We start from the raw sequence: 14,918 nt of genomic DNA on the forward strand, positions 1-14,918 counted from the left end.
GGGTATTTTGAGTCGCTGCGGGTCTCCGCCTGTCAAGGCAGGGCCCTCAGGCGTGCGCATGCATCATAGCCCGAACAGCCGCCCCAACTGCACGGCCTGGGCCTGCAATTGCGTCAATGTGCAGAGCGGGCCGTTGTGTACCACCGCATCGGCTGCGGCCCGGCGCACGGCGCGGCTGGCCTGGTGTGACAGGATGGCCTGAATGGCCTCGCGTGCGAGGCCGCTGCGCTGGATCACGCGCTCGATCTGGGTCTCTGCGGGGCAGTCGATCACCACCACGGCATCGAGTTGTCGGGCCCAGCGCCCGGACTCCACCAGCAGCGGGATGTCATGCACGATCAGTCGCTTTCCGTCCTTCAGGGCCCGGTGGGCCTCGTCAGCGCTGCGCTGCGTCACCAGCGGATGCACGATGGACTCCAGACGCAGCCGCGCGTTGGCGTCGGAGAAGGCCAGGGTGCGCATGCGCGCCCTGTCAAGCGCACCAGAGGCATCGACATAGTCGGTGCCGAAGGTCTGCCGGATCGCGCCGATGGCCAAGCCCCCCGGGCCTGTCACGCTGCGTGCGATCTGGTCGGCATCGATCACTGCCGCTCCCAATGACGCCAGCAACTGGCCAAAGGTGCTCTTGCCGCTGCCGATGCCTCCGGTCAGGCCGATGCGCATGGCTTACAGGCCCAGTCGCTGCAGAACCATCCCCAGCCAATGTGCAGCCAGTTCCACCAGGCGCAGAAACGGGCCCATGATGGTATGGGGTTCGAACACCATCGCGGTCAGTCCTGCCAGTGCCAGAAAGGGGCCGAACGGAACGTAGACACCTTCGCGCAATGCGTTTCTGAATTTCATCACGAGGCCCACCACCGAGCCGATCACTGAGGCCATGAGAATGATGGGTACCAGGGCTTGCCAGCCAAACCAAGCACCCAGCGCGGCAAAAAGCTTGAAGTCCCCGTACCCCATGCCTTCCTTGCCCGTGATCCCCTTGAACCCCCAATAGACCAGCCAGAGCGATAGATACCCTGCAGCGGCACCTGCCACCGCGGCGGTGGGCGAAACGCCGGTCCAGCCCAACGTGGAGGCCAGCAACCCGGCCCACAGCAATGGCAGGGTGATGTCGTCGGGAAGCAGGGTTGTGTCCCAATCGATCAAAGCAAGCGCCAGTACCGCTGCGGCAAATCCACACCACACCAGGGTCAGGACCGACAGACCTGCCCAGTGGCCCAGGAATGCAAACAGGCCTGCAGTGGTCAGTTCTACCAAGGGGTAGCGCAGACTGATGTGCACGCCACAAGATGAGCACTTCCCGCGCAGGAACAAATAGCTCAGGACAGGTATGTTTTCATACCAGCGCACCACATGCCCGCACGCCTGGCATCGCGAGCGGGGAAGCATGAGATTGAAAGGCTCTGCGGCAGGCAAAGGCGAGTCACTGGCCGGCACTGTCTCCGTTGCACTGGCGACGGTCTGTTGTGCCGCTCTTTTTTCTTCGGCATACGCGGCCACTTCGGCATCCCATTGACGCTCCATCATCTTGGGCAGTCGGTAGATCACCACATTCAGGAAGCTACCGATCAACAAACCCAACACGCCGACGAGCGCGGCGCTCCACCACGGATCCAGGACCATTAAACAACCTGGCCGAGCTTGAAGATGGGCAGGTACATCGCCACCACAATGCCACCGATCAGCGTTCCCAGGAACACGATGATGATGGGCTCCATCAGGCTCGAGAGGCCTGCCACCATTTCGTCGACTTCTGCTTCATAGAAATCGGCGGCCTTGCCCAGCATATGGTCGATAGAGCCAGATTCCTCGCCGATGGCACACATTTGAATCACCATCGATGGAAAGATGTTCACATTTCCCATCGCTGCAGTGAGGCTCGTGCCGGTTGAGACCTCCTGCTGAATTTTTTCAGTGGCTACTGCGTAGACGGAATTGCCTGAGGCGCCGCCCACGGAATCCAGAGCTTCTACCAGTGGAACGCCGGCAGCAAACATTGTGGCCAATGTTCGAGTCCACCGGGCCACGCAAGACTTGTCGATCAATGCTCCAAAGATCGGCATTTTTAGAAGCGCGCGATCCATGAATTTCTGCATTCTTTCATTGCGGCGCCATGCTTGGAAGAAGAAATAGAACCCGCCTCCGATGACGCCGAAGATAAGCCACCACCATTTGACAAAAATTTCACTGATCGCCATGACAAAAAGAGTAGGCGCAGGAAGGTCAGCTCCAAAGGACGAAAAAACCTCTTTGAATGCAGGAACCACAAAAATCATGATCACCGTGACCACCACAAAGGCCACGATCAGCACGGAGATGGGGTACATCAATGCCGATTTGATCTTGGATTTGATGGCCTCTGTCTTCTCCATATAGGTGGCCAAGCGGTCCAGCAGGGCTTCCAATATACCGGCGGCCTCTCCGGCTTCCACTAGGTTGCAGTAGAGGGTGTCGAAGTAAAGCGGGTGCTTGCGGAACGCCCCGTTCAGCGAAGTCCCCGTTTCCACGTCGGTGCGGATATCGTTGAGCAGCTTGGTCACGCTGGCATTGGTGTTGCCGCGTCCGACGATGTCGAACGACTGCAGCAAGGGCACGCCAGCCTTCATCATGGTGGCGAGCTGGCGGGTGAACAGGGCGATATCCTTGGGCTTGATCTTCTTGCCCGATTTCATCCGCCGTTTCTTGATCTTGGTCGGGAACACGCCCTGGCGGCGCAGCGTGGCCTGGACCTGGTTTTCGCCCCCCGCACGGATCTCACCCCGCACGATCTTCCCGGAGCGGTCCTTGCCTTCCCATTCGAAGACGAAATCCTTGATGTCTTTCGATGCTGCTGCAGTCGCCATGGTATTCCCCGTCGCTATTCTGTAGTGTTTATTCGTTGGTCACGGCCAGGACTTCTTCGAGGGAAGTCTGCCCCAGCTTGGCCTTGTACAGTGCCGCATCGCGCAGGGATCGCACACCCTCGCTCCTGGCCTGTTCGGCGATCTCAAGGGCGCTGCCGTCGCGCAGGATGATCCGCTGGATCTCTTCGGTGATGGGCATGACCTGGTAGACCCCGACGCGGCCCTTGTAGCCGTTGTTGCAGGCAGAGCATCCCACCGGACGGTAGGGAACCCAGGAGCCATCGAGCTCTTCCTCGGGGTAACCCGCATCCACCAGTGCCTCGTGCGGAATATCTGCGGGCACCTTGCACACGGGGCAAAGCCGACGTGCCAGGCGCTGCGCCGTGATCAGGATGACGCTGGAGGCGATGTTGAACGGGGCAATCCCCATGTTGCGCATCCGTGTCAGTGTCGTGGGCGCGTCGTTGGTGTGCAGCGTGGACAGCACCAAGTGACCGGTCTGCGCGGCCTTGATCGAGATGTCGGCAGTTTCCAGATCGCGGATTTCCCCGACCATGATGATGTCGGGATCCTGGCGCAGAAAGGACTTGAGCGCCACGGCAAAAGTCAGTCCGGCCTTGTCGTTGACGTTGACCTGGTTGACGCCAGGCAGGTTGATTTCCGAGGGATCTTCCGCCGTGGCGATGTTCACCCCCGGCTTGTTCAGCAGGTTCAGGCAGGTGTACAGCGATACCGTCTTGCCCGAGCCAGTGGGACCGGTCACCAGAATCATGCCGTAAGGGCGGCTGATGGCGTCCAGCAGGCGCGCCTTCTCTTCAGGCTCATAGCCGAGCGCATCGATACCCAATTTGGCACTGGAGGGATCCAGAATACGGATCACGATCTTTTCGCCAAACAGCGTGGGCAGCGTGCTCACCCGAAAATCGATCACCCGGTCGGGACCGATTTTTAGCTTCATTTTCCCGTCCTGCGGCACCCGCTTTTCGGAAATGTCCATGCGCGATATCACCTTGATGCGCGAGGCCAGCTTGTCCTTGATGGCAATTGGTGGTGAGGTGATTTCCCGAAGCTCCCCGTCAATGCGAAAGCGCACCCGGTATTGGTGCTCATAGGGTTCGAAGTGCAGATCCGATGCCCGCATATTGAATGCATCGAGCAGCATCTTGTGCAGGAACTTGACGACCGGAGCATCCTCGACATCGGAGGCGCCAGCATCGGCTGGATCAGCGGCTTCCTCGATGGGAATATCGTCGAATTCGAAATCCCCTCCGCTGGTCATGCTCTCCATCGACTCGGACGTCGATTTCGTACTGCTTTCTACCAGCCGATTCAGTTTGTCATATTCGGCAATAATCCAGTCCACCCCCATCTGGGTCGTGAACTTGATTTTCTCGGCAGCCTCCTGGTCCGTAGGATCGGCAGTGGCAACGATCAGGCGGTTGTTGCGCTTGCTCAGCACCACGACCCGATACGACTGGCAGATTTTTACGTCCAGCAAGTCCTTGGGTAGCCGCAAAGGGTCGATGGCTTCCAGGTCCAGCAACGGAGCGCCAAATACAGCGGATACGGTGTGGGCCAGGTCGGTCGCGGACACGACCCCTGAGCCCGTTAACTCCGCAATAAAACTGGTTCGGCTGACTTGTGACTTTTTGTAAATATCTTCGGCTGCTTTTTGGGTCAGCTTTCCCGCAGACATCAACGCCCGGCCCAAGCCCGGAAGGGCTATTGCAGGTGTTTCTTTCTGAGCAGTATCTACAGCAGCCATGTAACCGGTAATGTGTTAGGAGTTGAGCAGCAAGCCATCCTATCATCGCCTATTGGCAAAGACCTGTACAGCATTGCATATTGGCGCCTGAACCACAGTCCACGCTGGTTTTGTGGGGTAGCGGGTCTTCACGGGGCAGTGGTCGGGGTGAGAGGATTCGAACCTCCGGCCTCTACGTCCCGAACGTAGCGCTCTACCAGGCTAAGCTACACCCCGTATGGCGCCCGTGGGGCGCGGGGACCTGCGGGTCGCATGGGGGCGGGCCTATGCGCGGCGGTCCAGCAATTGAGAAGCCAAGTGTAGCAAACCAGCGGTGTATTCGTTGTCTGGAAAAGCTCCCAGGGCGGCGATGGCCCGGCGTGCTTCTGAAATGGCTGCCGCCCGGGTGACTTCCAGCGCACCGGTGTCCCGCACGATGCCGACGATGGTGGGCAGTTGCTCGGTGGAGCCTTGTTCGATGGCTTCGCGGATGATGGCCGCCTGCGCCGCCGTGCCGCGCTGCATGGCCGCAATCAGGGGCAGGGTGGACTTGCCTTCGCGCAGATCGTCCCCGAGATTTTTGCCCATCTCGCTGGCATTGCCGTCGTAGTCGAGCACGTCGTCGATGATTTGGAAGGCGGTTCCCAGGGCCTGTCCGTACATGGCGCAGGCTTCTTCGAGTTCGGCCGGGCTGCCCGCCAGGACCGCGCCCAGGCGCGCGCTGGCCTCGAAGAGCTTGGCGGTCTTGGAGCGGATCACGCGCAGGTAGCCGTCCTCGTCCAGCGAGGCGTCGTGCATGTTCATGAGCTGCTGCACCTCGCCCTCGGCGATCACGTTGGTGGCCTCCGAGAGGATCTCCATGACCCGCATGCTGCCGGTCTCGACCATCATCTGGAAGGACCGCGTGTGCAGGAAGTCGCCCACCAGCACGCTGGCCGGGTTGCCGAAGGTCTCGTTGGCCGTTGCGCGACCGCGCCGCAGGGTGGATGCATCCACCACGTCGTCGTGCAGCAACGTCGCGGTGTGGATCAGTTCCACCACGGCCGCCAAGCCAAAGCGATGCGCGCCGCGGTAGCCCAGCGCACCACACACCAGCAGCAGCAGCGCGGGACGCAGGCGCTTGCCGCCCGCCGCGATGATGTACTGCGAAATCTGCGCCACCAGGGGGACGGAGGAGGTAAGGCGTGCGGCAATCACCCGGTCCACCTCGTGCATGTCGGCGGCGATGAGCGTGAGTGCGGGCGTGGCGGCTGTTTGGGAGTGGTCAGTCAAGATAGGAGCGCTCGGAGTGCAGCGGATTATAGGAACGGCCGTGGCCTTCCTCGCGTCGCGGTGCGCCAGGTTCACAGCGGATGTCGCTGGCTTGCTACGAACTGCCCGCTATGCTAAACTAGCGGGCTCTGCAGAAATTCGTCTGCGGAACTCATATCAAGAGGTCAACATGTACGCGGTCATAAAAACCGGCGGCAAGCAGTATCGCGTTGCTTCCGGCGAAAAAATTAAAGTAGAACAGATTGCTGCGGACGTAGGCCAGGAGATTGTGATCGACCAAGTTCTGGCTGTCGGAAACGGCGCTGAACTGAAGGTTGGCACGCCCCTGGTGTCCGGTGCAACGGTCAAAGCCACTGTGGTGGCGCACGGCAAGCACGACAAAGTGCACATCTTCAAGATGCGCCGTCGCAAGCACTATCAGAAACGTCAAGGTCACCGTCAGCAGTTCACCGAACTGCAAATCGGCGTGATCGCTGGTTAACAGGGAGCTGATGTCATGGCACAGAAAAAAGGCGGCGGCTCTACGCGAAACGGACGTGACTCCAAGCCAAAGATGCTGGGTGTCAAGGCGTTCGGTGGTGAACTGATCAGTGCTGGCTCCATCATCGTGCGCCAGCGCGGTACGCGTTTCCATCCCGGTACCAACGTGGGCGTGGGCAAGGACCACACCCTGTTCGCACTGGTGGACGGCCACGTGTCGTTCGGCACCAAGGGCGCGTTGTCCAAGTCGACGGTCAATGTGACGGCCGCCTGAGGGTTTTCACCCCGGCAGCAAACGAAGCCCCGCCTGGTCGGGGCTTTGTTGTTTGGACCCCTGGTACTTCCTGCCGGAGGCGTCCTGTCAGCGTCCTGCACGCCCCTCGAAAAGAGCAAAGCCCTGCTGCTCCTTCACCGGTGATTTTCTTGCGCAGCGCTCTTTTGTAAACTGGATACCCATGAAGTTCGTCGATGAAGCCTATATTGACATTGCCGCCGGTGATGGTGGCAATGGCTGCGTGTCGTTCCGGCACGAAAAATACAAGGAGTTCGGCGGTCCCAATGGGGGCGACGGCGGCCGGGGCGGGCATGTGTTCGCCGTGGCGGACCCGAACCTGAACACCCTGGTCGATTTCCGCTACTCGCGCCGGCACGAGGCCAAGCGCGGCGAGCACGGCATGGGTTCGGACATGTTCGGAGCCGCAGGCTCGGACATCACGCTCAAGGTGCCTGTGGGCACCATCTTCACGGACGCCGAAACCGGCGAGGTGCTGTACGAGTTGCTGAATCCGGGCGAGGTGGTCACCATCGCCAAGGGGGGGACGGCGGTTTTGGCAACATGCGCTTCAAGAGCGCCATCAACCGTGCGCCGCGGCAGAAGACGCCTGGCTGGCCCGGCGAGAAGAAGAACCTCAAGCTGGAACTCAAGGTGCTGGCCGACGTCGGCCTGCTGGGCATGCCCAATGCGGGCAAGTCCACCTTCATCACTGCCGTGTCCAATGCACGGCCGAAGATTGCGGACTACCCCTTCACGACCCTGCACCCCAACCTGGGCGTGGTGCGCGTGGCACCCGAGCAGAGCTTCGTGATCGCCGACATCCCGGGCCTGATCGAGGGCGCCTCCGAGGGGGCGGGCCTGGGCCACCAGTTCCTGCGCCACCTGCAGCGCACCCGCCTGCTGCTGCACATCGTGGACCTGGCGCCGTTCGACGACGCGGTCGACCCGGTGGCGCAGGCCAAGGCCATCGTGGGTGAGCTCAAGAAGTACGACCAGCAACTGCACGACAAGCCGCGCTGGCTGGTGCTCAACAAGCTGGACATGGTGCCCGCCGAAGAGCGCGAGCAGCGGGTGAAGGATTTCGTCAAGCGCTTCAAGTGGAAGGGCCCGGTGTTCCAGATCTCCGCGCTCACCCGCGAAGGCTGCGAGCCTTTGATCCATGCCATTTACCGGCATGTGCAGACGCAACAGCGCGTTGAAAACACGCCCGAGGAGATCGATCCGCGCTTTGCAGGTGATGCGCCCGACTGAAAGCCGGGCAGCACGGCCCTAGGGCCCCCAGACAACAATGCACTGATGGCAGCCGTCCTGGCCGCCCAGCGACAGAGGCAAAAGAAGCAAAAATGGTTTCCAGTGTGCTGCGGGATGCCCGCCGAATCGTCGTCAAGGTAGGCTCCAGCCTGGTCACCAACGAGGGGCGGGGCCTCGACGAGGCAGCCATCGGCGAGTGGAGCCGGCAACTCGCTGCGCTGGTGCGCGGCGAGGGCGGTGGGGCGCCGCGCGAGGTCATCATGGTGTCCAGCGGAGCCATTGCCGAGGGCATGAAACGCCTGGGCTGGACCACCCGTCCGCATGAAGTGCATGAGCTCCAGGCCGCCGCCGCCGTCGGCCAGATGGGCCTGGCCCAGATGTACGAGACCAAGCTGCGCGAGCAGGGCATGGGCAGCGCCCAGGTGCTGCTCACCCACGCCGACCTGGCCGACCGCGAGCGCTACCTGAACGCCCGCTCCACCCTGCTCACCCTGCTGCGCCTGGGCGTGGTGCCGGTGATCAATGAGAACGACACGGTGGTCAACGACGAAATCAAGTTCGGCGACAACGACACCCTGGGTGCGCTCGTGGCCAACCTGGTGGAGGCCGACGCCCTTGTCATCCTCACCGACCAGAAGGGCCTGTACACGGCCGATCCGCGCCGTGACCCTGCCGCACAGTTCGTGCATGAGGCCAAGGCTGGAGACCCTGCGCTCGAAGCCATGGCCGGCGGCGCCGGCTCCAGCATCGGCAGGGGCGGCATGATCACAAAGATCCTGGCGGCCAAGCGCGCAGCCGGTTCCGGCGCCTCCACTGTCATCGCCTGGGGGCGTGAGCAGGACGTGCTGGTGCGCCTCGTCAAGGGCGAAGCCCTCGGGACCCTGCTGGTCGCGCAGACGCAGAAGAAGCAGGCCCGCAAGCAGTGGATGGCCGACCACCTGCAGCTGCGCGGTGCCGTGCTGGTCGATGCCGGAGCGGCGGCCAAGGTGCGCGATGAAGGCAAGAGCCTGCTGCCCATCGGCATGACGGCCGTCGAGGGAGATTTCTCGCGCGGCGACGTGATCGCCGTGCGCGACCTGGCCGGGGTGGAGATCGCCCGGGGCCTGGCCAACTACGCCAGCGCCGAGGCGCGCCTGCTGTGCCGCAAGTCTTCGTCAGAGTTCGAGCGCCTGCTCGGCTATGTGGCCGAGGCCGAGATGGTACACCGCGACAACATGGTGCTCACCATCGCTTGATGGTGGACCGATGCCGGGGCATGGGCATTCTCCCGGCGCGTGCGCCAGCCCCAGCTACTTGAGAGGGGGCGGGGCGCTGCTGGCCACCATTGGCTCTGGAGAGGACGCAGGCAAGCCCTCCAGCCCCATGGGCCGGCTGCTCTGCGGATCAGGGTCGAAACTCGCGCCCGGCGGAAGCTCCATGCCCGGATTCACCAGCAGTGAGCCGGTGCGGAACATGGCGCTGCCCGCATGCTCGCCATCGCGCGCGCGCATGCCGCTGCGCAGGTAGCGGTTGCGCTGCTCGTTGCGGGGCAGGAAACGCGCCAGCTCTGTCAGCGCCATTTCGTAGACGCCGCGCTTGAACTCCACCACCACGTCCAGCGGAACCCAGTAGTCGTTCCAACGCCAGGCGTCGAACTCCGGATGGTTGGTGGCACGCAGGTTCAGATCCCAGTCGTGTCCGACCAGTTGCAGCAGATACCATATCTGCTTCTGGCCCTTGTAGTGTCCGCGCGCATCGCGGCGGATGTACCGGTCAGGCACCTCATAGCGCAACCAGTCCCGTGTCCGGGCCACCAAGCGCACATGGTTGGGGTGCAGGCCCACTTCTTCGTGCAGCTCCCTGAACATGGCCTGTTCCGGGGTTTCCCCCCGGTCGATGCCACCCTGTGGAAACTGCCAGCTGTGGGTGCGGATGCGTTTGCCCCAGAACACCTGGTTCTTCTGGTTGAGCAGGATGATGCCGACGTTCGGCCGAAAGCCGTCCCGGTCAAGCATAATCAAACCCCAAATTTTTAAACTGTGTCCATTATGCACGGCGCTTTGAGCGCAGCAAGTGGGCTGCACCCAGACGCCCTCTGCCGAAGCCGATGAAAGCCTCCCAATTCTTTATTTCCACCCTCAAGGAAGCGCCTGCCGACGCCGAGGTGGTCAGCCACCAGTTGATGACGCGGGCCGGCCTGATCAAGAAGCTGGGCGCCGGCATCTACAACTACATGCCCATGGGCCTGCGCGTGGTGCGCAAGGTCGAGGCCATCGTGCGCGAGGAAATGAACCGTGCCGGCGCTGTGGAACTGGCCATGCCCGTGGTGCAGCCAGCCGAGCTCTGGCAGGAGACGGGCCGCTTCGAAAAAATGGGCCCCGAGCTGCTGCGCATCCAGGACCGCCATGGCCGCGACTTCGTCATCCAGCCCACCAGCGAAGAAGTGATCACTGACATCGCTCGCCAGGAACTGCGCAGCTACAAACAGTTGCCAAAGAATTTCTACCAGATCCAGACGAAATTCCGTGACGAGCGCCGTCCCCGCTTCGGCCTGATGCGCGGGCGCGAATTCACCATGAAGGATGCCTACAGCTTCGACCGCGACCAGACTGCTGCCAAGGCGAGCTACCAGGTCATGGCCCAGGCCTACCGCCGCATCTTCGACCGCTTCGGCCTGACCTACCGTGCCGTGGCCGCCGACAGCGGTGCCATCGGCGGCGACCTGAGCGAAGAATTCCAGGTGATCGCCGCCACCGGCGAAGACGCCATCGTCTACTGCCCCGGCAGCGACTACGCCGCCAACATGGAAAAGGCCGAGGCCCTGGCGCCCGCCGGCCCGCGCGGTGCCGCCAGCCAGGCGCTCACCAAGACCCCCACGCCCGGCAAGAGCACCTGCGCCGATGTGGCCCAACTGCTCAACGTACCGCTGAACACCACCGTCAAGTCGCTGGTGCTGGCCACCGACGAGACCAACGAAGCGGGCGAAATCGTCAAGACCCAGGTCTGGCTGCTACTGCTGCGCGGCGACCACGACATGAACGAGATCAAGGCTGGCAAGGTGCCGGGCCTGGCGGGCTTTCGCTTCGCCACCCTTGGCGAGATCGAGGAGCACTTCGGCTGCAAGCCCGGCTACCTGGGCCCCCTGGGCCTGAAAAAGCCCGTGAAGACCGTGGTCGACCGCGACGTGGCGCTCATGGCCGACTGGATCTGCGGCGCCAACGAGGCCGATTTCCACATGACCGGCGTGAACTGGGGCCGTGACCTGCCCGAGCCCGACGCCGTGGCCGACCTGCGCAACGTCGTGGCGGGCGATGCCTCGCCCGACGGCAAGGGGGAACTGGCCATCGAGCGCGGCATCGAAGTGGGCCATGTGTTCTACCTCGGTACCAAGTACAGCCGCGCCATGAACGCCACCTTCCTGGACGAGAACGGCAAGCCCCAGCCGCTGGAGATGGGCTGCTACGGCATCGGCATCACCCGCCTGCCCGCTGCCGCCATCGAGCAGAACCATGACGAGCGCGGCATCATCTGGCCCGACGCCATCGCCCCCTTCACCGTCGTCATCTGCCCGATCGGCATGGACCGCAGCGAAGAGGTCAAGGTCGCGGCCGAAAAGCTGTACGCCGAGTTTTTGGTGGCCGGCGTCGATGTGCTGCTGGACGACCGTGGCGAGCGCCCTGGCGCCATGTTCGCCGACTGGGAGCTGATCGGCGTGCCCCACCGCGTGGTGATCGGCGACCGCGGCCTCAAGGAAGGCCAGGTCGAGTACCAGCACCGCCGCGACAGCGCTGCCACCAAGGTGGCGATCACCGACATCTGGGCCCACGTGAAGGGCCGCATGGCGGTATGAACGGGGTGCACGGCTTGGGCGGCGAGGGCCGCGGCCTTTCCCGCCGCGCCTGCCTGGCCGCTTCGCTGGCGGGGCCATCGGCGTGGCTGGGGGCGCCCAGCGCGGCGCATGCCGGCGGCCAGCTCGAAGAGCCGCTGATGGATTCGGTGCGCACCGCACTGAGCTCCGCCATCGCCAACCAGGCCCCGCCCGAGCCCGAGTTCTTCACCACCGACACCCGCCTGCACTACGTGCGCTGGCTGGCCGCGATGAGCGACCGCCTGCGTCGGCGCAAGCCCGAGTGGCAGGTGCGGCGTGACTTTCTGCAGACCGTCTGGTACGAATCCAAGCGTGCGGGGCTCGACGTGTCCCTGGTGCTGGGCCTGATCCAGGTGGAAAGCGGGTTCCGCAAGTTCGCCGTCTCCAGCGTGGGGGCGCGCGGCTACATGCAGGTCATGCCGTTCTGGACGCGCGTGATCGGCGACGGCGACGCCGGCAAGCTGTTCCACATGCAGACCAACCTGCGCTTTGGCTGCGTGATCCTGCGCCACTACATCGACCGCGAGCGCGGCGACCTGTTCATGGCGCTCGGCCGCTACAACGGCAGCCGGGGGCGCCCTCCCTACCCGAATGCCGTCTTCGGTGCCCAGCGCAGCTGGGAGTACGTCGACCGGCCAGCCGCAGGCTAGCAATCCCGCTTCACACTATCGTGCCGGGGGTGTTCGCATTGTCGTTAGCGGACTGGGACAGCCGTGACACCATCACCTGGTCGATGCGGTAGCTGTCCACGTCCAGCACCTCGAACTTGTAGCCGCCCCAGCTCACGCTGTCCGTACGGCGCGGCACGCGGCGCAGCATCACCATCAAAAAGCCGGCCAGGGTCTCGTACTCCTCGGCATGCGGCAACTCGTCCAGCGACAGGGCGCGCAGCACGTCGCCGATGGGCGTCACGCCGTCGATCAGCCACGAGTTCTCGTCGCGCCGCACGATCTGCTCCTCGTCCAGCGGCGAAACCAGGTCGCCCATCACCGTGCTCATCACGTCGTTGAGCGTGACCACGCCCACCACCAGGCTGTACTCGTTGACGATGACCGCAAAGTCCTCGTGCACCTGGCGGAACTGCTCGAGCACCTCGGACAGCGTGAGCCGGTCCGGCACGATGAGCACCTTGCGCACCAGGCTGTCGTCGGCCAGCGATATCGGCTGGTTGTTGAGCACGCGCTGGAACAGGTCCTTGGCATCCACATAGCCCACCACGTGGTCGATGTCGCCCTCGCACACCGGGTAGGTCGAGAACGGCTCTGCCGCGATGCGCAGGCGTATCACCGCGTCCGACTCGTCGCGCAGGAAGAAGGAGACCCGGTCGCGCTGCGACATGGCGCTCGACACCATGCGTGTGTCCAGCTCGAACACGTTGGTGATCACCTGCTGCTCGCGCGCTGCCAGCACGCCGGCACGGGTGCCGGCCTCCATCATGGCCAGAATGTCGTCGGACGTGATGCGGTCATCGCGCAGCGAAGACAGCCCCAGCACGCGGAACAGCGCATCTGCCAGCCGGCTGTAGAACCACACCACCGGGCGCAGGATCGCCATGCACCAGGCCATGGGCTTGGCCAGCCGCACCACCAGCCGCTCGGGCTCGGCCATGCCCAGGCGCTTGGGAAACAGGTCGGCAAACAGGATGAACAGCGAGGTGATGACCAGGAACGACGCCAGGAAGCCCGCCTTCTGCGCATGCCCCTCGTTCAGCCACCAGCCGAACAGCGTGCTGAAGTGCGGGCTCAGCGCCCCCTCGCCCACGATACCGCCGAGGATGGCCACTGCGTTCTGCCCTACCTGCACCACCGTGAAATAGTCGCCCGGCTGCTCCTGCATGCGCAGCACGCGGTCGGCGCGCGCGTCGCCCTCGTCGGCCATCTGGCGCAGGCGCAGGCGGCGCGCGGCCGCCAGCGAAATCTCGGCCATGGAGAAGAAGGCACTGGCTGCAATCAGCAGCCCGATCACGAAAAAGCTTTGGGTCAGGGACATGAAGAGCGACAGAACGTGGCGCTGCGGCACACCGGGCTACAGAGTGTATCTGGGAGCCCGGCGCCCCAACAGGCCGCGTGCAGCGCGCCTTGGCAGAACCCTACTGCACGAAGCCGATGCGATTGCGCCCCGAGGCCGCCCGCGGCAGGTCGGCGATCTCCACCGTGGAGCGCCGCTCCAGCCGCGCGTTGCCAAAACCCGTCATCAGCGCCCGGCGCATCTCGCGCGGCGGCATCGTGGCCAGCAGGTCCAGCACATCGCCCTGCGGCTCGGGGTCGATCAGGCGGCCCCAGTCGTGCCCGGCGCGTATGCCCTGGTACAGGTTGCGCGCGATGGTGCGCGCCTGCGCCAGCGTGGGGGCTTCCACCTCGAACACGTTCATGCGGTTCAGGATGGGGTCGGGAATGCCCCGGGTGTCGTTGGCCGTTGTGATCCAGATGACCTGGCTCGCGTCGATGGCCACCTCGGCGAACTCGTCGGTGAAGCTCTGCGCGGTGTCGTGCTCGAGCAGGCTGTACAGCGCGCCCAGCGGGTCGTACTGCGCGTCCGACGCGGCCTTGTCGATCTCGTCGACCACGATCACCGGGTTCGCGTACTCGCCCTCCACCAGGGCCTCGAAAACCTTGCCGGGGCGTGCCCCCTTCCATTGGGCCGACGAGCCCGACAGCAGCCAGCCTGCGGTCATGGAACTCATGGGCAACAGGTTCATGCCCGTGCCCAGCAGCTCGGCCAGGTGGCGCGCAAAATGGGTCTTGCCGATGCCCGGGGGGCCCAGCAGCAGCATGGGCGTCACCTCCAGCCCGTCGCAGCTGTCCTGGGCCAGGGCCACATGGCGCTTCACGTCGTCCAGCACGTCCGTGAAATTGGGCAATTGTTCGTAGAGGCTCACCATGTCGGGCACCCCCGAGGGCTTCACCTGAAAGCGCTCCGGCCCGCGCTCCAGCATGCGCTCGTAGACGGTGCGCAGGGTTTCGTATTCGCGCTGGTTGCCCGACTCCTGCAGCCGCGAGAGCTTGCGCTCCACATCGCCAGGGTGGAACACATTGCGCATCTGGGCCACCGGCAGGCGCAGGGTGGGTGCTTGGGGAACAAGGCTATGGCTGGTCATCGCATGCTCTCCTTGTGAGTTGCAAAAACGTCACGTCACGCAAGCATTCAAGCACACAACATGCCTGCGCAAATGCAGGGCAAGCCCTGACAACGCTGGGTGTTGCCCGC

General features: G+C 63.7%; 13 protein-coding genes, 1 tRNA gene and 1 pseudogene. 6 read left to right on the forward strand and 9 right to left on the reverse strand.

Annotated elements, in window-relative coordinates; translation table 11 throughout:
- Positions 1–63: 63 nt before the first annotated feature.
- The 6 genes from coaE to AC0IZS_RS14270 form a co-directional block, all read right to left on the reverse strand.
- The gene (gene coaE / locus AC0IZS_RS14245; RefSeq protein ID WP_471636205.1) at positions 64–663 is read right to left on the reverse strand and encodes a dephospho-CoA kinase; all 600 of its coding nucleotides are present in this window, start codon (positions 661–663) and stop codon (positions 64–66) included.
- Positions 664–666: 3 nt separating this feature from the next.
- The gene (locus AC0IZS_RS14250) at positions 667–1,623 is read right to left on the reverse strand and encodes a prepilin peptidase (RefSeq protein ID WP_471636206.1); all 957 of its coding nucleotides are present in this window, start codon (positions 1,621–1,623) and stop codon (positions 667–669) included.
- The gene (locus AC0IZS_RS14255; RefSeq protein ID WP_471636207.1) at positions 1,623–2,843 is read right to left on the reverse strand and encodes a type II secretion system F family protein; all 1,221 of its coding nucleotides are present in this window, start codon (positions 2,841–2,843) and stop codon (positions 1,623–1,625) included. Before AC0IZS_RS14255 ends, AC0IZS_RS14250 begins: the two co-directional genes overlap by 1 nt.
- A 28-nt stretch (positions 2,844–2,871) precedes the next feature.
- Positions 2,872–4,608 carry a type IV-A pilus assembly ATPase PilB gene (gene pilB / locus AC0IZS_RS14260; protein ID WP_471636208.1) on the reverse strand — a complete coding sequence of 579 codons (1,737 nt, stop codon included), beginning with the start codon at positions 4,606–4,608 and terminating at the stop codon, positions 2,872–2,874.
- A gap of 139 nt (positions 4,609–4,747) precedes the next feature.
- Positions 4,748–4,824: transfer RNA gene (locus tag AC0IZS_RS14265), tRNA-Pro, on the reverse strand.
- Between the two features lie 48 nt (positions 4,825–4,872).
- The gene (locus tag AC0IZS_RS14270; protein WP_471639528.1) at positions 4,873–5,802 is read right to left on the reverse strand and encodes a polyprenyl synthetase family protein; all 930 of its coding nucleotides are present in this window, start codon (positions 5,800–5,802) and stop codon (positions 4,873–4,875) included.
- Positions 5,803–6,028: 226 nt separating this feature from the next.
- Here AC0IZS_RS14270 and rplU point away from each other — a divergent pair, with 226 nt between their 5' ends.
- From rplU to proB, 4 genes and pseudogenes are all read left to right on the forward strand, one after another.
- Positions 6,029–6,340, forward strand: coding sequence for a 50S ribosomal protein L21 (gene rplU, locus AC0IZS_RS14275; RefSeq protein ID WP_007854550.1), 312 nt, complete (start codon positions 6,029–6,031; stop codon positions 6,338–6,340).
- Between the two features lie 15 nt (positions 6,341–6,355).
- Positions 6,356–6,613 (forward strand): 50S ribosomal protein L27, encoded by a 258-nt coding sequence (gene rpmA, locus AC0IZS_RS14280; RefSeq protein ID WP_007854552.1) that lies wholly within the window; start codon positions 6,356–6,358, stop codon positions 6,611–6,613.
- 181 nt (positions 6,614–6,794) lie between these two features.
- Positions 6,795–7,864 (forward strand): annotated as a pseudogene (cgtA, locus tag AC0IZS_RS14285) (Obg family GTPase CgtA).
- A 92-nt stretch (positions 7,865–7,956) separates the two neighbouring features.
- On the forward strand, positions 7,957–9,099 hold the full coding sequence (proB, locus tag AC0IZS_RS14290) for a glutamate 5-kinase (protein ID WP_471636209.1): 1,143 nt from the start codon (positions 7,957–7,959) through the stop codon (positions 9,097–9,099).
- 54 nt (positions 9,100–9,153) lie between these two features.
- Here the strand turns inward: proB and AC0IZS_RS14295 are convergent, their stop codons facing one another.
- Positions 9,154–9,858 carry an RNA pyrophosphohydrolase gene (locus AC0IZS_RS14295; protein ID WP_471636210.1) on the reverse strand — a complete coding sequence of 235 codons (705 nt, stop codon included), beginning with the start codon at positions 9,856–9,858 and terminating at the stop codon, positions 9,154–9,156.
- A gap of 92 nt (positions 9,859–9,950) precedes the next feature.
- Between AC0IZS_RS14295 and AC0IZS_RS14300 the strand changes: the two genes are divergently transcribed.
- Positions 9,951–11,693, forward strand: coding sequence for a proline--tRNA ligase (locus AC0IZS_RS14300; RefSeq protein WP_471636211.1), 1,743 nt, complete (start codon positions 9,951–9,953; stop codon positions 11,691–11,693).
- Positions 11,690–12,361: a lytic transglycosylase domain-containing protein gene (locus AC0IZS_RS14305; RefSeq protein ID WP_471636212.1), complete on the forward strand. Its 672-nt coding sequence runs from the start codon at positions 11,690–11,692 to the stop codon at positions 12,359–12,361. The genes AC0IZS_RS14300 and AC0IZS_RS14305 overlap by 4 nt, the downstream gene beginning before the upstream one ends.
- Positions 12,362–12,371: 10 nt before the next feature.
- On the opposite strand, the gene paeA is transcribed toward AC0IZS_RS14305, so the two are convergent.
- Together paeA and AC0IZS_RS14315 are read right to left on the reverse strand one after the other, a co-directional pair.
- The gene (gene paeA, locus AC0IZS_RS14310) at positions 12,372–13,700 is read right to left on the reverse strand and encodes a polyamine export protein PaeA (RefSeq protein ID WP_471636213.1); all 1,329 of its coding nucleotides are present in this window, start codon (positions 13,698–13,700) and stop codon (positions 12,372–12,374) included.
- Positions 13,701–13,800: 100 nt separating this feature from the next.
- Entirely contained in the window at positions 13,801–14,808 is a 1,008-nt protein-coding gene (locus AC0IZS_RS14315; RefSeq protein ID WP_322595224.1) for an AAA family ATPase, read from the reverse strand.
- Positions 14,809–14,918: the final 110 nt, after the last annotated feature.

It is taken from the genome of Acidovorax sp. AC410 (genome assembly GCF_979253235.1).